Source organism: Ornithinibacillus liuyingii (assembly GCF_055550225.1).
This window is the reverse complement of sequence record NZ_JBPWOS010000005.1, coordinates 92,447-114,463: the sequence shown is the minus strand read 5'-3', so window position 1 is coordinate 114,463 and position 22,017 is coordinate 92,447. Positions and strand designations below refer to the sequence as shown.

At 35.8% G+C, this 22,017-nt stretch carries 24 protein-coding genes and 2 other annotated features; of the genes, 1 reads left to right on the top strand and 23 read right to left on the bottom strand.

Annotated features, from left to right (window positions below; translation table 11 throughout):
* Positions 1 to 70: 70 nt before the first annotated feature.
* The 4 genes from ACSKT4_RS08245 to ACSKT4_RS08230 form a co-directional block, all read right to left on the bottom strand.
* Complete coding sequence (locus ACSKT4_RS08245) at positions 71 to 286, bottom strand: DUF6366 family protein (RefSeq protein WP_186870219.1); 216 nt, start codon at positions 284 to 286, stop codon at positions 71 to 73.
* 27 nt (positions 287 to 313) lie between these two features.
* On the bottom strand, positions 314 to 637 hold the full coding sequence (locus ACSKT4_RS08240) for a TIGR04104 family putative zinc finger protein (RefSeq protein WP_186870218.1): 324 nt from the start codon (positions 635 to 637) through the stop codon (positions 314 to 316).
* Positions 638 to 766: 129 nt separating this feature from the next.
* Positions 767 to 1,852, bottom strand: coding sequence for a M42 family metallopeptidase (locus ACSKT4_RS08235; RefSeq protein ID WP_186870217.1), 1,086 nt, complete (start codon positions 1,850 to 1,852; stop codon positions 767 to 769).
* Between the two features lie 58 nt (positions 1,853 to 1,910).
* On the bottom strand, positions 1,911 to 2,396 hold the full coding sequence (locus ACSKT4_RS08230) for a dUTP diphosphatase (protein WP_186870216.1): 486 nt from the start codon (positions 2,394 to 2,396) through the stop codon (positions 1,911 to 1,913).
* A 109-nt stretch (positions 2,397 to 2,505) separates the two neighbouring features.
* On the opposite strand from ACSKT4_RS08230, the gene ACSKT4_RS08225 reads away from it, so the two are divergent.
* The gene (locus tag ACSKT4_RS08225; protein ID WP_186870215.1) at positions 2,506 to 2,892 is read left to right on the top strand and encodes a sigma-w pathway protein ysdB; all 387 of its coding nucleotides are present in this window, start codon (positions 2,506 to 2,508) and stop codon (positions 2,890 to 2,892) included.
* A 111-nt stretch (positions 2,893 to 3,003) separates the two neighbouring features.
* Here ACSKT4_RS08225 and ACSKT4_RS08220 read toward each other — a convergent pair whose 3' ends face one another.
* The 19 genes from ACSKT4_RS08220 to mdh all read right to left on the bottom strand — a co-directional run bounded on the left by ACSKT4_RS08220 (position 3,004) and on the right by mdh (position 22,007).
* Positions 3,004 to 3,582, bottom strand: a complete 579-nt coding sequence (locus ACSKT4_RS08220; RefSeq protein ID WP_186870214.1) for a TVP38/TMEM64 family protein — start codon at positions 3,580 to 3,582, stop codon at positions 3,004 to 3,006.
* 79 nt (positions 3,583 to 3,661) lie between these two features.
* Positions 3,662 to 3,922, bottom strand: coding sequence for a DUF1294 domain-containing protein (locus ACSKT4_RS08215; RefSeq protein WP_186870213.1), 261 nt, complete (start codon positions 3,920 to 3,922; stop codon positions 3,662 to 3,664).
* Positions 3,923 to 4,040: 118 nt separating this feature from the next.
* The gene (rplT, locus tag ACSKT4_RS08210; RefSeq protein WP_186870212.1) at positions 4,041 to 4,400 is read right to left on the bottom strand and encodes a 50S ribosomal protein L20; all 360 of its coding nucleotides are present in this window, start codon (positions 4,398 to 4,400) and stop codon (positions 4,041 to 4,043) included.
* A gap of 79 nt (positions 4,401 to 4,479) precedes the next feature.
* Entirely contained in the window at positions 4,480 to 4,674 is a 195-nt protein-coding gene (gene rpmI / locus ACSKT4_RS08205; protein ID WP_186870211.1) for a 50S ribosomal protein L35, read from the bottom strand.
* A 32-nt stretch (positions 4,675 to 4,706) separates the two neighbouring features.
* Positions 4,707 to 5,210, bottom strand: coding sequence for a translation initiation factor IF-3 (gene infC / locus ACSKT4_RS08200; protein ID WP_186870210.1), 504 nt, complete (start codon positions 5,208 to 5,210; stop codon positions 4,707 to 4,709).
* Between the two features lie 65 nt (positions 5,211 to 5,275).
* Positions 5,276 to 5,398 (bottom strand) — a sequence feature (ribosomal protein L20 leader region).
* 235 nt (positions 5,399 to 5,633) lie between these two features.
* Positions 5,634 to 7,583, bottom strand: a complete 1,950-nt coding sequence (gene thrS / locus ACSKT4_RS08195; RefSeq protein ID WP_186870209.1) for a threonine--tRNA ligase — start codon at positions 7,581 to 7,583, stop codon at positions 5,634 to 5,636.
* A gap of 436 nt (positions 7,584 to 8,019) precedes the next feature.
* Positions 8,020 to 8,251: a binding site (T-box leader), on the bottom strand.
* Positions 8,252 to 8,306: 55 nt separating this feature from the next.
* Positions 8,307 to 9,158 (bottom strand): putative sporulation protein YtxC, encoded by an 852-nt coding sequence (gene ytxC / locus ACSKT4_RS08190; RefSeq protein WP_186870208.1) that lies wholly within the window; start codon positions 9,156 to 9,158, stop codon positions 8,307 to 8,309.
* Between the two features lie 266 nt (positions 9,159 to 9,424).
* Positions 9,425 to 10,357, bottom strand: coding sequence for a primosomal protein DnaI (gene dnaI / locus ACSKT4_RS08185; RefSeq protein WP_186870207.1), 933 nt, complete (start codon positions 10,355 to 10,357; stop codon positions 9,425 to 9,427).
* Positions 10,358 to 10,380: 23 nt separating this feature from the next.
* The gene (locus tag ACSKT4_RS08180; protein WP_186870206.1) at positions 10,381 to 11,739 is read right to left on the bottom strand and encodes a replication initiation and membrane attachment family protein; all 1,359 of its coding nucleotides are present in this window, start codon (positions 11,737 to 11,739) and stop codon (positions 10,381 to 10,383) included.
* Between the two features lie 33 nt (positions 11,740 to 11,772).
* The gene (gene nrdR, locus ACSKT4_RS08175; RefSeq protein ID WP_186870205.1) at positions 11,773 to 12,240 is read right to left on the bottom strand and encodes a transcriptional regulator NrdR; all 468 of its coding nucleotides are present in this window, start codon (positions 12,238 to 12,240) and stop codon (positions 11,773 to 11,775) included.
* 31 nt (positions 12,241 to 12,271) lie between these two features.
* The gene (locus ACSKT4_RS08170) at positions 12,272 to 12,658 is read right to left on the bottom strand and encodes a cytosolic protein (RefSeq protein ID WP_186870204.1); all 387 of its coding nucleotides are present in this window, start codon (positions 12,656 to 12,658) and stop codon (positions 12,272 to 12,274) included.
* Between the two features lie 211 nt (positions 12,659 to 12,869).
* Positions 12,870 to 13,901, bottom strand: a complete 1,032-nt coding sequence (locus tag ACSKT4_RS08165) for a glyceraldehyde-3-phosphate dehydrogenase (protein ID WP_186870203.1) — start codon at positions 13,899 to 13,901, stop codon at positions 12,870 to 12,872.
* Positions 13,902 to 14,027: 126 nt separating this feature from the next.
* Positions 14,028 to 14,630, bottom strand: coding sequence for a dephospho-CoA kinase (gene coaE, locus ACSKT4_RS08160; RefSeq protein ID WP_186870202.1), 603 nt, complete (start codon positions 14,628 to 14,630; stop codon positions 14,028 to 14,030).
* Between the two features lie 13 nt (positions 14,631 to 14,643).
* A complete protein-coding gene (mutM, locus tag ACSKT4_RS08155; RefSeq protein WP_186870201.1) occupies positions 14,644 to 15,471 on the bottom strand; it encodes a DNA-formamidopyrimidine glycosylase in 828 nt (275 codons plus the stop codon).
* Positions 15,472 to 15,483: 12 nt separating this feature from the next.
* Entirely contained in the window at positions 15,484 to 18,120 is a 2,637-nt protein-coding gene (gene polA, locus ACSKT4_RS08150; protein WP_186870200.1) for a DNA polymerase I, read from the bottom strand.
* A gap of 357 nt (positions 18,121 to 18,477) precedes the next feature.
* Complete coding sequence (pnpS, locus tag ACSKT4_RS08145; protein ID WP_186870199.1) at positions 18,478 to 19,848, bottom strand: two-component system histidine kinase PnpS; 1,371 nt, start codon at positions 19,846 to 19,848, stop codon at positions 18,478 to 18,480.
* The gene (locus tag ACSKT4_RS08140; protein WP_186870198.1) at positions 19,845 to 20,537 is read right to left on the bottom strand and encodes a response regulator transcription factor; all 693 of its coding nucleotides are present in this window, start codon (positions 20,535 to 20,537) and stop codon (positions 19,845 to 19,847) included. The genes pnpS and ACSKT4_RS08140 overlap by 4 nt, the downstream gene beginning before the upstream one ends.
* 181 nt (positions 20,538 to 20,718) lie before the next feature.
* Positions 20,719 to 20,925 (bottom strand): P-loop NTPase family protein, encoded by a 207-nt coding sequence (locus ACSKT4_RS08135; protein ID WP_186870197.1) that lies wholly within the window; start codon positions 20,923 to 20,925, stop codon positions 20,719 to 20,721.
* 143 nt (positions 20,926 to 21,068) lie between these two features.
* Positions 21,069 to 22,007, bottom strand: coding sequence for a malate dehydrogenase (gene mdh, locus ACSKT4_RS08130; protein WP_186870196.1), 939 nt, complete (start codon positions 22,005 to 22,007; stop codon positions 21,069 to 21,071).
* Positions 22,008 to 22,017: the final 10 nt, after the last annotated feature.

Here is a 22,017-nt window from a genome sequence, read left to right as displayed (position 1 = left end):
TGGCTTTAGCACAAAAAAAGCATTCTCCTTAATGGAAAATGCTTCATTACCGAATTGCTACTTTTACAGCTTAACGAAAAATCACCGTATAGATTATAAATCCTATACACAAGACTAGTAATAGAATACCAATACCTTTCCAGCCAAGGCCACTTATTAGATCAACAAGATTTCCATTTGAACCTCTAGTTAAGGAGTCATTTAGATTAGCAGTAGAGCTTGTCTTCATTTCCTCTTGTCTGATTCGCTCATTTCTTTCTTCAAGTGTTTCTTTGCCTTGAATCATAGAACCCCTCCATAGCAAGCTACCTTGTTATTTTCGTATCGTTTTCTCGGGTTGGAATTTCAAGAAAAGTGGAAAAACAGTAGCTACTATCATATACATGCAGATAGTAATAAAAATAAATAATGCATAAAAAAGAAAGGATTTATCCGTTAATTGTTCCGTAAATTTATAACAAATCATAACTAACGGAATAATAATTAACATCCTTAGTAGCTTGGAATTTTCTTTTATATGATGTTTTGTTCCACATTCCCTACAAGTGATGGTTCCATTTTTATCCCCTAACATCCAATTAGAGTTGTAGATTTCACTCCATTTAAATCTCGTATGGCATTTCTCACATGATTGCAAAATACATTTCTCCCTCTAACTCAACTTTCTTATCGTCTACCTCTATTATACATCATTACTAATTCAACTCGGAAATAGGTAATACAAATAATCGCATAGTAGAACAGTTTCTACTATGCGACTACTTAGTTAAGCTAGGAAAATTTCCTTAACTGTTTCACGATCAAGTTTTTTAATTACCGCAACTATTAGCTTAACCGCATTCTCAAAATCATCACGGTGTAGAATAGCTGCATGAGAATGAATGTAACGAGTTGCGATTGTGATGGACAAGGATGGTACACCATTAGCCGTTAAGTGAATTGAACCAGAATCCGTTCCACCACCAGCAATAGAAGCATACTGGAACGGTATATTATTCTCTTCCGCAGTCTGTACAACTAAGTCCCGAACACCTTTATGAGAAATCATGGATGCATCATACAGTACAAGCTGTGGTCCATCTCCGATTTTACTATCTGCATCCTGTTCTTTAATACCAGGAGTATCCCCCGCTATGCCAACATCAACACCGAAACCAATGTCTGGTTGAATAGCATGTGCAGCCGTTTTCGCACCACGTAAACCAACCTCTTCTTGTACAGTACCTACTCCATAAACAACATTAGGATGGTCTTCATCTTGTAATTGCTTTAATACTTCAATAGCAATCGCACAACCAATTCGGTTATCCCACGCTTTTGCTAATAATAGCTTTTCATTTTTCATTGGTGTGAATTCAAAATAAGGAACTACTGAATCACCAGGTTTCACGCCAAACTCTGCTGCCTCTGCCTTACTAGTTGCACCAATATCAATGAACATATCTTTAATTTCAACAGGCTTCTTCCGCTCTGCTGCAGAGAGGATATGTGGAGGTTTGGAACCAATTACACCGGTCACATCGCCTTTTGAGGTTACAATCGTAACACGTTGAGACAACATAACCTGACTCCACCAACCGCCAATTGTTTGAAAATATACAAATCCTTTATCATCGATTCTAGTGACCATAAAGCCAATTTCATCTAAGTGACCAGCAACCATAATCTTTGGCCCTTTTTCATCTCCGATCTTTTTGGCAATTAAGCTACCAATATTATCGGTGAAAACCTCATCTGCATAAGGGGTAATGTATTTTTCCATAACATCCCTTGCTTCTTTTTCATTACCAGAGATCCCTTTAGCTTCTGTTAAATCTTTTAGCATAGATAATGTTTCATCTAAATTAGCCATATGTATACCTCCAATATTATTTACTTTTTAGTATAACGTGAAATGTAAAATTTGGATATTAATAGCCACTATTTTGACGTTGATAATTCACTTCATTTTTCTTTATATAAGCTTGATAAACATCTTCTTCTTTAAATCCGAGTTTTCGTCCTAAAACTAAATAACTTTCAAACAAACGAGTATAGTTTTCCTGATTAGGATTATTTTTAAACACAACACAATGTTCAAATACTTTATTAAACAATTCCGTTTCCGTAAGTTCCGTGCTTCCCAAGTTAACTAATGTAAACGTGTGACCCTTAACAATACCTAATGATAATATAAAATGGATTCCATCTACATATTCCTCAAGAATTACATCAAGAGAGCTTCGTGATTTATTACTCCAAAATTTAAAGCATCTCGTTTCATTAGCAAGTTCGCCTAATTCCACTAATAAAGCAAGATACTTGTCTTGAAATAAGTCTCTATCCTGTAAATTATGATTTTCTTCAATATACGAATCCAATTGTTTTTGCATATTAAATAGTATATCCCAGTTCATTTTCATTCTCCTTTGTATTTTGTAACATCTTTTTCACATAAATATTGAAACCTTGTTTACTTCCATTACGTATAGCAATATAATAACCAAACCCGAGGAGACGATGGTCATGATTGTATATCTGTTTCGCATTCTTATTATAGCGGCTGTCATATTGCTTATCTACTCCATTATACAATACTTTCGCAATCCAGATAGGCTATTAAAGAATGCAAAAGAAACAAAAGGATTTTATTTCTTAGATGAGCAGCACAATAGTAAGAAGAATATTCGGTTTGTGTATAAGGGCTGTCAATTTGAGGGGGAAAAGTATGTAGGTGCAACGGAAGAATCCTTTGAGATTGTAGATATTCATGTAACCGTAACCAACCCACTTGAATTACAGGGCTTATCACGGGATGATATTTATTTCCTTGAAAAAGAATTACTAATCCGCTACCCACATGCAAAAATTAGCTGGAAGCATCCGATTAATAAGTTGTTAGTTTCAAAATAAAAATAGTCATAAGAGATATTGGAAAGACAGCGAACGGAGCTTGACCGATTTGATTTTATATTTTTTAATTTTAAAAAGGCTAAAGGGGATTGGTGACTCCCCTTTAGCCTTTTAATGTTGTGTACTCGTTTGAAAGAAATCTTCCCATTTTATGACGATTTCTTTTCTTCTTAGTGCATAAATCAAGAGGAGCAATGCCGCTAAGGATAGGAGGATATGCAAAGGGGATAAATTAGATAACCAACCACCGATGGAAGTATATACTAATGCAAGTGGTATGTTCGTAATCATAGAAGCTTTCATATAATCTTTAAAACCAGATGTTATTTCAAGCAAGCATAACGACAATAAATGAAAGTGAATAAATGGAATAAGACGTAATAAGGAAATTTGTGAAACGGTTAATTCCGTGTGCTTACCGATTAGCCTTTTCTTCATTCGCAGTAGTCGCTCCGACATTTTGGGCATCCATTGAATAAGAATATAGAATAGCATACTAGATAAGGTAATACCGATAATCGAATATATCGTACCAGCAAAGACGCCAAACAGTATTCCACCTGAGACACAAATAAACACTACCGGTAGAAAAAACATAGGACGGATTAAATGCACGATAATAAATAAAAATGGAGCAAATAATCCACCTGTTTGTACAATAGCCATCATATATTGTCCAAATAATTCCATAAGCAGCCTCCTTCTATAAGAGATCAGAAAGACATCCTTACCTCACTAATGGTACATGTATATGACAAGAGACGAGCTATTATGACATGAAAAAATAACTAATTAGTCCAACATGAACTAAAATTAATAAAGGCATCCCGATACGAAAGGAATTATGCTTGGTTTTGTGACGGAAAGTATTCATTCCAATATAAGCTCCTATTGCTCCACCTAAAATTGCTACTCCCCAAAGGGTTCGTTCAGGAATTCGATATTCACGGTTTCTTGCCTTTTTCTTATCCATTCCCATTAATGCAAAGCCAAGAAGATTAGCAAACCCTATGTAAAATACTATTTCCATTCAGTCATTCTCCTTTCATAAGGTGAGAATTCTTTTATCCAAAATACTGCACATAACATCCCATTATATACCCATAAAAAAATGAGGTAAGAGGGGGAATCCCCCTCATCACCTCATCTTAGTTGTTTAATGCAGTTTTAGCTTTTTCAGCTAGTTGAGCGAATGCTTGCTCATCATTGATAGCAAGTTCAGACAACATTTTACGGTTGATTTCAATACCTGCTAGTTTTAAACCATGCATTAATTTGTTATAAGAAAGATCATTCATACGTGCTGCTGCATTGATACGTGCGATCCAAAGCTTACGGAATTCACGCTTTTTATTTTTACGGTCACGGTAAGCATATTGACCTGATTTCATTACTTGTTGTTTTGCAGTTTTAAATAGAGTTCTCTTAGAACCGTAGTAACCTTTAGCTAATTTAAGTACGCGTTTACGACGTGCGCGCGTAACTGTTCCACCTTTAACACGTGGCATAGTAATTCCCTCCTAATACGATACATTGTATGTCCATTTAGTTTAGTTTAATGATTGCTTGATACTGTATAAATACTCCTTATTTAGGAAGCATTGCTTTGATACGCTTGAAGTCACCAGAAGAAACTAGTGCACCTTTACGTAACTTACGTTTTTGTTTTTGAGATTTGTGTGCAAACATATGGCTTGTGTATGCATGTGATCTTTTAACTTTTCCAGAACCAGTTTTTTTGAAACGTTTAGCAGACCCTTTGTGGGTTTTCATTTTTGGCATGTTGATTTCCTCCTCGAATGCTTAAATGCTTATTATTTTTCATTGTTTGGAGCAAGCATCATGAACATATTACGGCCTTCCATTTTAGGCTTAGATTCCACTGTTGCGATATCCTTCACCGCTTCTGCAAAGCGATCTAATACCTCTTGACCTAGCTCCTTGTGAGTAATTGCGCGTCCGCGGAAACGAACAGCAGCTTTTACTTTATCACCTTTTTCTAAGAATTTACGAGCATTTTTTAATTTCGTATTAAAATCATGTTCGCCGATTCCCGGTGTAAAGCGTACCTCTTTAACGTTAATAATTTTTTGATTTTTACGAGCCTCTTTTTCTTTCTTTTGTTGCTCATAACGGAATTTCCCATAGTTCATGATTCTTGCAACGGGTGGTTTTGCATTAGGTGCCACTAAAACTAAATCTAAATTAGCTTTTTGGGCAAGTTCCAATGCTTCTTGACGTGATTTCACTCCAAGTTGATCACCGTTTGAATCAATTAATCGTACTTCTTTCGCACGAATTTTTTCATTAACGTTCATATCTTTGCTAATAGCCAGCCACCTCCAAATTATAATCGGGTCTGATCCATTACCTGACAAGCTCTAATCAAACAAAAATGTGGGCACACGAATGCACCCACATGTCTTTTAATCGTTCATAAAAGATGTAAACCAGTCAACTACTTACGCGTCGAGCAGGTGAGAAGCGGGTGCTTCTACTTGTCATCAAGATCATTTAATTTTATTCAACTTTTAAAGATTAACACGTAACTGAATAAAATGTCAACCCTTATTTCATAATCTAGTATACACTACTTATCCGAAAAATGGAAGTCTCGTACCTACAAGTTATCGAATAATCGTGAGAATACGTCAGGTGAATCATGCAATACCCAATCTACTGCACGATTCACCTGACTTCATATATGAAAATATTTTAATTCATTTGAGACAATTCTCCTGTTATTTCTTCTTACGTAGCACTTTCTTTTCAATTTCCTCTTTGATTAGTTGTTCAAAATTATCATATGAAATGGTTTCTGATTGTTGCTCTCCATATCTTCTAACATTAACTGCATCTTCTTCCACTTCTTTATCCCCAACAACAAGTGCAAATGGAATCTTCTCTGTTTGGGCTTCACGAATCTTGTAGCCAATCTTCTCGTCACGTTCATCCACTTCTACACGTACACCTTGATATTGTAATTTCTCTGCAACTTTCTTCGCATAGTCAAGATGTACTTGTGGAGATACTGGAATTACTTTTACTTGAACAGGTGCTAACCAGGTTGGGAAAGCTCCTTTATATTCTTCTAATAGGAATGCAACAAAGCGTTCCATAGTGGATACTACACCACGGTGAATAACCACTGGACGATGTTCCTTACCATCTTCTCCAATATAAGAAAGCTCAAAGCGCTCCGGTAATAATACATCAATTTGTACTGTGGATAATGTCTCATCCTTACCAAGTGCTGTTTTTACTTGTACGTCTAGCTTTGGACCATAAAATGCTGCTTCACCTTCAGCTTCCACATAATCAAGCTTCATATCTTCCATTGTTTCTTTTAGCGTGCTTTGTGTTCTTTCCCACATCTCATCATTATCAATATATTTTTCTTTATCTTCTGGATCACGATAAGAAAGACGGAAGTAATAATCTTCAATTCCAAAGTCTTTATACACATGTTGAATTAATTCAACCACTCGGATGAATTCTTCCTTCAATTGATCAGGACGTGCAAAAATATGAGCATCATTTAATGTCATAGCACGTACCCGCTGCAATCCTGCTAAAGCACCAGACATTTCATAGCGGTGCATGGTTCCAAGTTCTGCAATACGAACTGGAAGGTTACGATAGCTCCATAGTTGATTTTTGAAAATCATCATATGGTGTGGGCAGTTCATCGGACGAAGCACTAATTCTTCATTATCCATTTGCATAACAGGGAACATGTCTTCCTGGTAATGATCCCAGTGTCCACTTGTTTTATACAAGTCTACATTAGCCAGTACTGGTGTATACACGTGATTGTACCCTAAACGTTCCTCTAAATCGACGATATATCGCTCAATTTGTCGACGGATAGTTGCACCCTTTGGTAACCAAAGTGGTAGCCCTTGACCGATTTTTTGATTAACTGTAAAGATCCCTAGCTCTTTACCTAGTTTACGATGGTCACGTTCTTTACGTTCTTCTAGAATTTGTAGGTATTCTTCTACTTGAGCAGGCTTTTCAAATGCTGTTCCATATATACGTTGAAGCTGTTTATTATTACTATCCCCTCTCCAGTATGCACCGGAAATGCTAAGTAGCTTAAATGCTTTTAGCTTGCTAGTGGATGGTACGTGAATACCACGGCATAGGTCGAAAAATTCACCTTGCTTATAGATTGTTACTTGCTCATCAGCAGGAATAGCATCAATTAATTCTAGCTTTAGATCATCCCCAATATCTTCAAACATTCTCTTCGCTTCTTCACGTGAAACTTCTACACGTTCAATTGGAAGATTTTCATCGACAATACGCTTCATTTCTTTTTCAATCTTTACAAGATCTTCCGGAGTTATCTTTTCTTCCATATCGAAGTCGTAATAAAAACCTTCTTCAATGACTGGACCAACGCCAAACTTCACATCTTTATATAGACGTTTAATTGCTTGAGCCATTAAATGAGCAGTTGAATGACGAGCAATTTCAACTCCCTCTTGATTTTTATACGTAATAATTTCGATAGCTCCACCTTCATTCAATTCACGCTTTAAGTCATAAAGCTTTCCATCCAATTTGATGGCCAATGCTTGCTTTCTTAATCCAGGTGAAATAGATGCTGCAATATCTTCCCCAGTAGTTCCTTGAGGGAACGCTTTTTCTGCTCCATCAGGGAAAACGATAGTAATTTCTGACATGAATAACACTCCTTATCTTTTTTAAACTTGTAACTAGAGCGAAGCAAATATTACCATGTGCATGCTCTACATAGCCAAAACACAACCACTACAATTAAGTTGAAATCCTAGAGGAGTGGCTGGGACAAAAAATTACCTTAAAGCAAAAACCGAATGATGAGCAAGGACCCCGCCCCGGAAATATACTTGCGGCTCGTGGGCGGCTGGTGAGCCTCCTCAGAGCTAACGCTCCCCGGGGGTCTCAACCGTGCCCTTTCCTCCCACAGGAGTCTCCGTATATTTCCGGGGCTAATGTGTTGATTGTTCGCTTTTTATTACCTTTGTTATAGTTTTTGTCCCAACCTCTATAAAATGTAACGGGTATTCTGGCGGTGATCTCAACTAAATAGAAAATGTAAGTTGCATATAAAAAACGCCCACCCCTCTGCATACATTGCAAAGGGACGAGCGTTGGTCACGTGGTTCCACCCTAATTCCCGTATAGTTAAAATATAACGAATACGGCTTCAATCTTTAACGCAGATATACGCTACTATCTACTACGTAATGGTTCGATAATAGAGTTCAAAGGTGGTAATCATTTGGCTGTATGAGGAAGCTTTCACCACAAGGCTTCCCTCTCTACACATAACAGGATCAAATGACCATGTCCTTATCCTTACAGATGAATATATTAAATATAATCCACATTATAGCGCTAGTTAATAGGATAATCAAGTCCTGTTATTGATTTTTTAAATAAAAATGAAAAGGAAATTTATGATATGGTTCAAAATCTACTCTCTCCTCAAAGACATTGATTACCGTCAATGTCTTTGGCTCAGACGGATGGTCACCATAGATTTTTATTTTCTTCGGAGCCATGGCAACTAACGGGGCTAGATTCAATTCTTCCTCATCTAAGCCTACGATATAGAGTGGCTCCCTCTGCATTAGCATTTTTAACTCCATTCTAGAAAATCTTTTGCCATCTGACTTAAAGAAGGAAAAAGTATTCCCTTGTACGATATGCACTACATTATAAATTGGTTCCTTTTTGGCAATATATTCTCTAAGCATATTGACAAATTCCTGGTGATCTTCCTCTCGCTTGTATTCGTCAATCGCAAGTCCGACAAGATGAACCATATGGTCCTTAAACACTTTTAATCTAAACTTCACAACGGAATCAAAATGTACGGTTGTTGAGCTTTTTACATCCGCTACAATTAAAGAATAGAGAAGTTGTAGTGGATCATCCTTTTGTTTCCGTACTTGTACACTTTCATCATCTTCACCCGAAAATAACCAATGTGCTAAGTCCATAATTTTCTCAATTTCATCATCACTTGTATAATAATAGTATTCCTCGATGATTTCCCGAATCATATTCGATAATCGATGATCAACTAACACATCTACCATTGATTTAGCAATGGAATCAACTAGTTCATTTTCTGTAAGCTGATAGTCAATTTTTAAATGATTCCCCCAATCCTCATGTGTTTTCCAATGTAATTCAATTTTCTTGTTATAATGAAATAATTGCTCACAAAAACTGATTACTTCTTTAGTCGAAGAAAAATAAACGTCCATATAACCTCATCACCCTCATCCAAAACCAAACTGTTACATTATATGGACATACTTTTTAAAAAATGATAAATCCATCAAAACTAGTAAAATTTAGTAAATGCATAGGTTACAATATGTTTTAAATTGGGTGATCAGGCTTTTATGTCTTCTTTTCCACTATCATTCAGTACGAATATAAGTAAAAAACCGAATGAATAACATATACCGGCTCCTGAGCTAGTATCATGTATCATTCGGTTTTACAGTTCTTTTATTTCCGAGTTTCTCTATTGTTCCCTTCTATTACTTGCAAAGATCGGTACCTCTTTACTTACTTGTTTAATCCTTTCCATAATTCTGCCTGCTTTTACAGCTTCTATATCGCCACGGTTTGTTTTGGCTAGATGCTCCTCTAGTTGATCCATACTATAATTAGAGGTAAAAAAGACTGGTAATCTTTCCATCATTCGATATTGCAAAATGGTACCTAGTACTTCATCTCGGAACCATGCGGATTGAGTCTCTGCTCCAATATCATCTAGCATTAGCACATCTGCTTTTTTAAAGTAGTCTATTTTTTCATTGATGGAATCATCTTTAATAGAAGATTTAATCTCTCGGACAAATTCTGGCATATAAATGAGCATGGAAGAAATATTATATTTCTTCAATTCATTAGCGATAGCTCCTAGGAAATACGTTTTTCCTACACCAAAAGGCCCGTAAAGGTATAAGCCTTTTTGGGGTAGTCCGTTTTTCACTTGGCCGATAAATGTGATAATTTCACGAATCGCTTTACTGCGATGTGGATCATCATCAATACCATCAATCGTTGCCTCTAAAATTTCCTTTGGCATGTATAAGCTCTGAATCAAATTCTTTTGCTCTTGTTCTTTTTCATAGACAATACGGCTATGACACTTCTCATAGGATAAATGTATTTCATTATCCTCTACTCGAAGAATAGGTGAATAGCCTTTGATCATATTTTTACAACCGCCTAGAGAAGCACAATGTTCACATTGTTTAGATTGTGATTTATATTCATATAACTTGATAAGATTCTTCTCTATGTCACGTTGTGGTAATTCTGGGTATAACGATAGAAAATCCTTTATTTCCGGATCACTTAATACTTCATTTTTTATCCTATTATAATTCTCCTGGAAGTTATCATTTCTATCCATCCATTTTTTTAATGTTGATTGTACTGGTTTCATGTGTCAATCATCCTTGGTACTGATTATTTTTTCGAACTGTTCGAGTATTGTTGTAGTAAGGAGGCTATTTCCTCCCGTTCCCGTTCTAAATCAACGGTTGTCTCTGTATTTGATTCTGTCGTTTTTTTCTTCCGTTCTTTAAACCAATCTGGTACGACCTCAGTCTTAGATCCTTGCTTCTTATAATTGGTATAGTTTTGTTGCTTTTTCTCTATGGACATACGATAACGTTCTTTTTCTTTTTTCGCAAACATCATAGCTTCTCTAGCGGTTTTCAAATTTGCTCGTGACCAGTGGCTTGCGATCTTTTCTAAATATGCTTTCGAGAGCTTCATGTTAGTTTGGAGCAAAACATAGTGAATTAATACATTCATTACCGGAGATGGTAATCCCTGAGTTGTCATAATCTCACGAATTACTTTTAGATCCTGCTCTGATGCATAATTACCACTTGATAAATCTTCTAGTAATTGCTTTGGTGATATTGTCTCTAATTGTTGAATGAGTTGTTCTTCCTTAGACATTGGCTGCTTTGGAGTAGTGGATTCTACTTGTGGTTGTTCCGGAACTTTTGCAGCTAATTGAACAGCCGCTTCCCTGCGAGATGTTTTGAAAATATCATGGCAAGCTTCTTTAAATTCCTCAATATCTAATCTATTTTCATCTGTTAATGCCCATAAAATACATTTTTCCACTTCATATTCTGCTAGTCCATATAAATGCATCATTTGGTTGATAATGCGCTTATTTTCTGTAGTTAATACTCGTTTATAAGGGATCATTCTTGATTTCAGTATTTGTTCCACCCATGAAAAATCAACCGAATCAAGTTGTGGTCCTGTATTTTCAGGGATTCGATTGACATTTTGCATGACGGTAAGTTCAGAATGGATGGTTTCAAAGACATCACCGAATGAAGCGGTTATATTTCTCCCACTTGGTTGATCTTGCTTTCCAATAAAACGAGATTTTAAAAGTGTATATTTATCTTTCCCAACATGATGATATAAAAGCTGAGAAAGCATAGCATCACGGAAAAAATCAGAAGGTGAGAATGGATTTTGAAGTATATAGTGAAATACAGTCTGCTCCGTTGTCACTTCTTCAAACGTTCTTAACAAACCTATACCTTCTAATTTAAGTCGTTCCTCATACATCTCAACAAGTGATATATTTAGATAATTCATTAAGGTGTGGTGTGTTTGAATCGGTACTTCTTCCTGAAAATCTATCTCATGTAAAAGTGTTTGATATAACATTACTGCCTTCATACCTAATAATGGTTGATAAAGATGGGTTAATGACTTCGTGTAATCGACAGGTAAATTACCTTGTAAATCAACCGTATAACCATCTACAGGCAATATTTTTCCTATGTTCATCTTAACCCTTCTTTCTACAGTTTTGACTATCATTTATGAATTCTTTTTATCCGATTGAATTAAATCTTTTAATTCATCAAGGAAAACATTTATATCTTTAAATTGTCGATATACCGATGCAAATCGTACATAAGCGACATCATCAACAGTTGATAGTCGTTCCATTACCATTTCGCCTACTTCTTCACTATCGATTTCAGATGCACCAGTATTCCTTAATGCTTTTTCCACATCAAAAGCAATCGATTCTATTTGTTCAATGGAAACGGGTCTCTTTTCACACGCTCTGATTAACCCACGAACTAGTTTTTCACGACTAAATTCTTGTCTATTACCATCCTTTTTCACGACAATAAGTGGCACTTCCTCAATTCGCTCAAAGGTTGTAAAACGATAACCACATTTCTCACATTCACGTCTTCTACGAATAGAACGTCCTTCCTCAATTGGCCGCGAATCCAGTACTTTTGTATTCTTATTCTGGCAATTTGAACATCTCATTTAATAAACCCCATTCATCTAACAGTAAAATCTAATTTTTATCTATTAATGGTAATTCTTTATTTAAATTCTCATATAATTGCTTGATTACTTTTGAGCTATAGCCGAAGTCAAATGGTAATGCTGACTCCGTTGAAACTGTAAAATCAATAGCAGTTTGATATGGACGTACCATAATAACCGTTGCAATAATAAACGCTTTTTTGCCTTTTGCGATATGAAAGCTAATTTCACCATGCTCAGTAGAAACAGAATTAATCTCGAATTTATTCGAACGTTTAACTAAATCTTGTAATGCAGCAAGCCCTTTGTCTTTAGTTGTTTTATAATAATGGGTTTGTAATTCCTTATCCCAATGTTTATCTGATGTTTCAGCTCGATTATAAAAAAAACGTGATAATTTCTTACCAAAAGACATGCTTTTCACTCCTAGTTTTTCTGTTTCCATATACTATAACTCTATTTATTTTAACATGTTTTATAGATTAACCCTAGTAAAAATATATTAGAACACCCTCTACATACTCATTACTCGGCTATTATTCTCGTCCTCTTTGAAAGCGGAAGATAATGTCATCATACAAATAGAGCTAGGCCATGGCCTAGCTCCTAATCATAAATATATTGATTTAGGAAACGGATACATTTTTCGCTTTTATAAAGCTTCCAACATAGTTAACAAGGTCAATGACTCGTGCGGAATAACCCCATTCATTGTCATACCATGCTAATACTTTTATTTTATTATCCTCCATTACCATGGTGGATAACCCATCAATGATTGCTGAATAATCAGAAGTCGTATAGTCAATCGATACTAATGGTTGATCACTATATTGAATTATTCCTGCTAATTCATTCGTAGCAGCATTGCGGAATACTTGATTTACGATTTCGGTTGTAACAGGTTCTTCTACATCCACTACTAAATCGACTAACGACACATTCGGAGTAGGAACTCGCAGTGCCATACCATGTAATTTCCCTTTAAGATGTGGTAATACTTCACCTAATGCTTTAGCAGCACCTGTTGAAGTTGGGATTATGGATTGTGTACATCCTCGTGCACGACGAAGATCCTTATGTGGATTATCTAGGTTTTTTTGGTCATTCGTAAAGGCATGAACGGTCGTCATTAATCCATTCTTAATCTTAAAGTTTTCGTCTAACACTTTCACCACAGGGGCCAAACAGTTTGTTGTACATGATGCATTCGAGATCACATCATCATGATATTCATCATAATCATGATGGTTTACCCCCATTACAATGGTTTTATCTACCTGTTTACCTGGTGCTGTAATGACAACTTTTTTAGCTCCAGCATCTAAATGTAAGCCTGCATCTTTTTTTGTCTTGAATTTCCCAGTCGCATCAATAACAACGTCAATCTCTAATTTAGCCCAAGGTAATTTATCCGGTTCTCTGAAATTAACCAGTTCAATTCGTTTTCCGTATACTTCAAGTCCATCTTGAACTGCTTTTACATCTTCATTAAACGGTCCATGGACACTATCATACTTAATTAAATGTGCTAATGTTTCTGGAGGATAGCTAGCATTAACCGCTACAACCTCTAAATTTGGATCAGTAATGGCTTGCCTAAATACCATTCTCCCAATTCTTCCTAATCCACTAATAGCAATTCGAGTTTTACCCATTATTAGTCCTCCTGATTATGATATACTATATACTTCAAAATCCAAATATAGTATAACACATTTGATTAAAAATGGAAGCATATACATAAAAAAACTCAAAGGATTTTTATCTCCTTTGAGTTTTTATTAGAATGGTATTCCCCATTGATTCAGAACATCTTGCAGCTGTTCCAATGTATGTTCTAACGTCCCATTGTTATCAATGACTGCATCAGCCAGCTTTACCTTTTCCTTTAATGGAATTTGTGACTGAATCCGCTGTAATGCCTCTTCTTTCTGGGAATTATCTCGTTTCACAAGTCTTTGTAGTTGAACATCCTCATCTACATAGACAACTAGTGTTTTATCCACCATATGGGTTAATTTACTTTCAAATAATAATGGAATGTCCATGACAACACATTTTGCACCGTTCTCCAAAAGATGCTCCTTCTGTTCTAGCATTCGTTTCCTGACAGCTGGATGTACAATAGCGTTTAATTTAGCACGTTTATCCGTATCGGAAAAGATAATGGCTCCTAATTTCTTTCGATCAAGGGTACCATCTGGTAGTAGGATGTCATGACCAAATTCATTTACGATAGCTTGTAAAGCAGATTCCCCCGGTTCTACTACATCCCTTGCAATTTGGTCTGCATCAATTACTGGAATTAGTAGTTCCTTAAACATAGCAGCAACCGCACTCTTTCCACTAGCGATACTTCCTGTTAATCCAATAACAATAGACATAGTAAATTCTCCTTTAGAGCTTTTGACAATTCAAGCAAACATGTGTCCCACGACCGCCAACCTTCATTTTGGTAATTGGTTTATCACAAGTCGGACATGCCTTATTTTCTTGACCATAAACAGATAATTCCTGTTGGAACATCCCCATTTCTCCCTGACTATTTACATAGGAACGAATGGTTGTCCCACCTTGTGCTACCGCTTCTTCTAAAGTACTTATGGCTTGTTTGCGAATTTCTTGTACTTCTTTTTTTGTTAATTTATTTGCTTTTTTTAACGGATGAATTCTCGCTTTAAATAATGTCTCATCCACATAAATATTACCTAACCCTGCTACAATCGTCTGATCCAATAATACAGACTTAATAGAACGGTTCGTTGCCTTTAGCTTTTTATAAAAATACTCCGCTGAAAATGCTTTTTCAAACGGGTCAGGACCGAGCTGAATCAAAGGCTTCTGCAGTAACTCTTCCCCTTTTTTTACAATATGCATCGTTCCAAATTTACGAACATCATTATACCTTAGTTCTTCCTCAGTAGTGAATGAAAAGATGACATGGGTATGCTTTTTCAAGGGTTCATCCTTGTAGTGTACACTATATTTCCCTTCCATTCTCAAATGGGAAATTAGTGTATAATCACCTAATTCAAATAACAGAAACTTACCTTTCCGTTTTATGTCATGAATGGTTTGTCCAATTAAAAGCTGTTTAAAATGTTCCACATCATCTGGTTTCTTGATAATCTTTCCCCAATAAACCTTTACATCCTCTATCGTACGATTTAATACAAATCGTTTTAATGTGTTACGTATTGTCTCTACTTCTGGTAACTCTGGCATTCCAATTTCTCCTTATTTTGCATCATACCAACTATCACCATAAGAATAGTCTGCCTTTAAAGGAACTTTTAACTCGACCGTATTCTCCATCATAGCTGGAACAATTTCTTTCAGTTTCTCAAGTTCTTCTCTTGGTGCTTCTAAAATTAATTCATCGTGAACTTGAAGTAGCATGCGTGCTTGCATCTTTTCTTCTTGTAGTTTTTCACGCAAATCAATCATTGCTTTTTTAATAATATCGGCTGCAGTACCTTGGATCGGCGTATTCATAGCCGTCCTTTCTGCAAAACTCCTTAAATTAAAGTTTCTACTCGTAATCTCAGGTAAATATCTTCTACGATTCATCAATGTTGTCACATAGCCTTTATGCTTTGCATCCTGTACAATGTCATCCATATAGGCTTTGACTCCTGGATAGCTTTCCAAATAACGTTCGATGAATTGCTTCGCTTCTTTACGAGTTATTCCTAGACTCTGAGAAAGCCCGAAATCACTAATACCATAGACAATTCCGAAATTAACGGCCTTGGCCTGTCTGCGCATATTAGAAGTTACGTCATCTCTTTCCACATGGAATACTTCCATCGCTGTCTGTGTATGAATATCTTCACCATTTTTAAATGCAGCAATCAATTTTTCATCCTTCGCAATATGGGCTAGTACACGTAATTCAATTTGTGAGTAATCCGCCGCAAACATAATCCAATCCCTTTTAGAAGGAACAAATGCTTGTCTAATTTTGCGTCCCTCTTCAATACGGATTGGGATATTTTGTAGATTGGGATCAATGGAGCTTAGACGCCCAGTTTGTGTTAATGCTTGATTATAACGGGTATGGATTTTACTCGTTTTCTTATCGACTACCTTTAGTAACCCTTCAATATACGTAGATTGAAGCTTACCTAATTGGCGATAAAGCAGTATTTTTGAAACAATTTCGTGTTGAGGCTCTAACTGCTCTAACACGTCTGCTGCAGTAGAGTAGCCGGTTTTCGTTTTTTTAATAACAGGTAATCCAAGTTTTTCGAAGAGGATTGGTCCGAGCTGTTTTGGAGAATTAATGTTGAATTTCTCTCCAGCTAATTCGTATATCTCCTGTTCTACCTCCGCTAATCGTTGCTTCAATTCTGTCCCCATTTCCTCTAATCTTGCAACATCAACCAGTACTCCGGTATGCTCCATTTCCGCTAAAATTAATGCTAATGGCATCTCCAATTCTTTGAGTAAGGAATAAAGCTCATGTTCACGTAGTTCTTCTTCCATCTTTTCCTCAAGCTTTATTAGCACATTGGTTTTACGTGCAATATGTTCTGCGAGCGCCTCTTGCTCTGGAATCTTCATCTTTGCACCTTTACCATATACCTCTTCATCAAATCGAACAGACTTGAATCCCCATCTATGCGCAATAGCCGGAATATCATGATTATTTTCAGCAGGATTTAGAAGATAGGATGCAAGCAGTACATCAAATCTAACTCCCTTTAGATGAATCCCATTCTTTAATAAAGAAACTACAGATTGTTTGGCATCAAATACAACTTTCTGATTAGCTGGATTTTCTGCCCATTTTTTAAATTCCTCTGACTCTATTGCTACATTAGTTGGTATAAAATAAGCCTTTTCCTGATTGATTATGCCAATTCCTTCTATTGGTGCTGTATGGTAACTATCGCTAAGCATTTCAATTACTAACGCCTCTTCACCGGTAAACATGTCCGAAGTAATCTCTTTTACAATCGTATAGCTTAGTTCTTCCAGTTCTTCTTCCGTTTCTTCTACTATATCTTCTGAACCAACTCGATTTAATAGGGACTGGAATCCTAAATCCTTGAATAAATTAGCCACCTCTTGATTCGGATAACCTTCGTAGGACAAATCATTAATCGATACTTCTATTGGTGAATCACAATTAATGGTAGCGAGCTCTCTACTCATGAAAGCATCCTCTTTATGGTTTGTTAGGTTCTCCTTCAATTTCTTCCCACTAACCTCATCTAGATGCTCATATAAATTATCCAGTGTTTTATATTGCTTTAATAGTTTGGTTGCTGTTTTTTCCCCTACACCAGGAACTCCTGGAATATTATCGGAGTTATCACCCATTAGTGATTTTAATTCAATAATTTGCTCTGGTGTTATCTCCATTTTCTCGAATAGATATTGCGGTGTATACGCTTCTACATCAGATATTCCTTTTTTCGTAACATTAACCGTAACCTTATCGGATACTAACTGAAGCATATCCTTGTCACCTGAAATAACTTCTACATCAAAGTTCTGTTCTTTTGCTTGCTTAGCCATTGTTCCAATAATATCGTCTGCTTCATATTGATTTAGCTCATAATGACGAATCTGAAATGCATTAAGTAATTCCTTCACTAGTGGAAATTGTTCAGAAAGCTCTGGTGGTGTCTTCTGACGCCCCCCCTTATATTCCTTATACGTGCTATGTCTAAAGGTCGTTTTACCAGCATCAAACGCAACAAGCATATGGGTTGGTTTCTTTTCCTCTAAGATACGAAGTAACATTGTTGTAAATCCATATACTGCATTGGTGTATACACCTTTATCATTATTCAACAGTGGTAATGCAAAAAAAGCACGGTAAATAATACTATTTCCATCTATTAAAACCAATTTCTTTGTCATTGGTATTCCTCCTTGTCCGTATCACACTTTTAATCTATTTTACCATTTAAGCTAGGACACGTAAAAAATTTGAATAAATATTAGAGTTTTATTAGAGCAGAAGTGAGATGAAAAACGAGTGCTTCAAGCTTTCTTTATCCTATCATTATAATCGTCTGTTTTGGTTAAAGAGAGGAAAGATCGACTAAGGATGGGAAGATGAAGCGAACTTCTATATAGAAATTAACCTTAATCAGGTATCATTCGAATAATTTCCATTGCCATTCTTATCAATTCTGTAGGAATAAACAATATTCTCCCCTCGTAACAAAATACCCCACATAAATAGACCAAATCTATTTATGTGGGGTATATGCATTATCGCTTCGGAAAGTACACATGGAAAGTCGTTCCTACATTTACTTCACTTTCTACTTCTATTTTTCCTTGATGGAGCTCTACAATATGTTTGACTATTGCTAACCCAAGTCCAGTTCCGCCAGTATTTCTACTTCTAGCTTTATCGACACGATAGAAGCGTTCAAATATTCTTGGCAGTGATTCTTTAGGTATTCCAATACCAGTATCGCTTACCTGCAAATGAATATATTCCTCTAGTTCCTCTGCTAATAATGTTACACCTCCACCCTTCGGCGTGTAACTAATTGCATTTACTAAGAGGTTAATCATAACCTGCTTCACACCAGAATGTTCCGCTTTAAATTCAATATTTTCTCCACTTTCAACATGAAGTGTTATGCCATTATTTTCAGCTTGTTGATTTATAACCGGCATTACTTCATCAACTAATTCAGTGAAGTGCACCGTAGCTAATTCTATTTTGGAATCATCCTTTTCTAGCTTCGATAAAGATAATAGGTCTTGAATTAACATCTGTAGTCGTTTACTTTCTTCATTAATAATACTTAAAAATTGTTTTGCTGTATCCACATCATGTAAATTATTATCATCCAGTAATGTCTCCGCAAAGCCTCTTATAGAAGTAATTGGTGTTTTTAACTCATGTGATACATTTGCAACAAAATCTTTACGCATTGCTTCTAGTTTTTTCAATTCGGTAATATCATATAATACAATAACTGCACCCTTTAACATGTTCTTCTCATCAAAGATAGGTGCACCAATAATTTCAAAATATTGCTTATGACCATTTTCTATAATGAGGGAATCCTTCACCTTTTCTTCATACAAAAAGGTCTGTTGTATCGTTTTATGGATTTTCTCATGATCTAATACATCATAATACAAATATCCAATATAATCTCTTTCCTTCTTGTTTCCAAATAGACCTAGGAAATTTCTATTGACTAAATGAATGTACCCTTTTTCATCAATTAGGATTAATCCACTTTGAATATTTTCTATTACAGTCGTTAATTGTTCAGCTTGCATCTTCTCATTGATGGACAGTTCACTTAGACTTCTGGCAAGTTTATTAATTTGCATCAATAAGGAAGCCATACTACCAGAAACTGGGTGATGCATTCTGGCACGAAAATTACCTTTTACTAATTCATCTAACGTATTAGTGGCCTTTTGAATTGGTTTAACATATTTATCGAATACATAATGCAACATCATCATGAGAACGATAAATTCTGTTAGAAGTACCAACAATAATACAATATAATTGCTCATAAAAAAGCTAAATACAATACCTGTTGAGACCACAATGAATAAAATAATTAACGCGTAACGTAATACTGGTTTTAAAGACAAAAACCTCACGTTGGATCCTCCATCTTATAACCCAATCCACGAATTGTTTTAATGTAAATCGGCTTTTTCGTATTGGGTTCAATTTTTTCTCTTAGATGACTAACATGAACATCGACAATACGAGTATCTCCAACAAAATCATAATCCCAAACAGCAGATAATAATTGATCTCTTGATAACACTTTATCCTTGTGTGTTGCTAAATAAAGTAATAGCTCAAATTCTTTTCGTGTAAAACTAAGCACCTGATTATTCTTCTCTGCTTCATACCGCTCAGGGAAAATCGTTAATTCTCCTACTTTTATATTTTTCACATTACTCGTTACAGTTACATTGGTCCGTCTTAAGATTGCTTTAATTCTCGCAATTACTTCCTTTGGACTAAATGGCTTGGTTAAATAATCATCCGCACCTATTTCTAACCCTAGTACTTTATCAAACTCTTCATCTCTAGCAGTTAACATTAAAACGGGTGTATCAATATGATTTCTTCTTAAATGCTTACAGACTTCAATTCCATCCATTTCTGGAAGCATTAAATCTAGAATAATAAAATCATATGTATTCTTATCCGCTTTCCGAATTGCTTCCAGTCCGTCATAGGCAACATCTGTTGTAAATCCAGCTTTCTCGAGATTGAATTTTAGTAATGTTACGATAGACATTTCATCATCTACAATAAGAACATGTTCATTCATGATATCAATTCCCCATTTCTTCTATGCTACCATTTACCTTATCTTCATATTACAATGAAATCAGTATAAATTAAATAATGGATAGCTATTGTAAATAAATCTTTACACAATGCTGTTGTAGGATCCTCTAATCATTTATATGGATTAAAACACCCTACTAATACATTACCATAAAAACATATTACATATCTTGTTTTATTATTCTTTTTACTGGGTCAATATCAAATTTCATCTCTACGATACGTTCCATAAAGGTTTGATCATGGGTAACAAAGATGATGGTTCCTTTATAAGCGAGCATAAAATGTTCTAAAACTTCCAGAGTGTGAATATCTAAAAAGTTAGATTGCTCATCTAATAGCAAAATATTATATGTGCCTAGGAACACGTAACAGAGCTGTAGACATCTTAAAGTAACTACCTTCCTCTCAAATAAACTCAACCGGTAACATTTAACCTCACTTAATTATTCCTCGCTTTACTAAAACATAAAAGAGCTCCATTCGCGTAGAATGAAGCTCTCCTTCTCATTTATTGTAATACCTCTAAAACGTGTTTAACGGAATTAGCAGATTTATCTAAAGCCGCTTTTTCATCTTCCGTTAAATCTAATTCGATAATCTGTTCAATTCCATTTCCACCTAGAATGGTAGGCACACCTAAGTAAATATCGTTATATCCATATTCACCCTCTAAGTAAGCGATGGATGGTAGTACGCGGCGTTGGTCTTTTAGGATGGCCTCTGCCATAACTGTTAAAGATGCTGCAGGTGCATAATAGGCACTACCATTACCTAAAAGGTTGACGATTTCACCACCACCAGTACGAGTGCGTTGTACAATTTCATCTAATCGATCCTTAGGTATTAACTTTTCTAGTGGAATTCCACCTGCATAGGAGTAACGAATTAATGGTACCATATCATCACCATGGCCGCCTAAAACAAAACCGGTAATATCTTTAACTGATAAATTTAACTCCTTAGCAACAAATGTACGGAAACGAGCTGTGTCTAATACTCCTGATTGACCGATAACTCGTTCTTTCGGGAAGCCAGACTCATTAAATACCGTATAGGTCATCGCATCAACAGGATTGGTTAGCACGATGATTATCGTATCTTTCGAATACTTCACAATCTCTTGCGTGACAGATTTCATAATTTTAGCGTTAGTATTCACTAAGTCATCCCTACTCATGCCAGGCTTTCTAGCAATACCAGCCGTGATAATTACTAAATCTGAATCCCTCGTATCCTCATAATTAGACGTCCCGATAATATTCGCATCAAAACCTTGTACTGGGCTTGCTTCTAGCATGTCAAGCGCTTTACCCTTTGTTGGATTCTCCATGTTAGGTATGTCTACTAGAACAATATCCCCAAGCTCTTTTTGAGCGAGCATCAACGCGGTTGTCGTACCGGTAAATCCTGATCCTATTACTGATATTTTTTTGCGCTTGTTTCCCATTTGTTAGGCC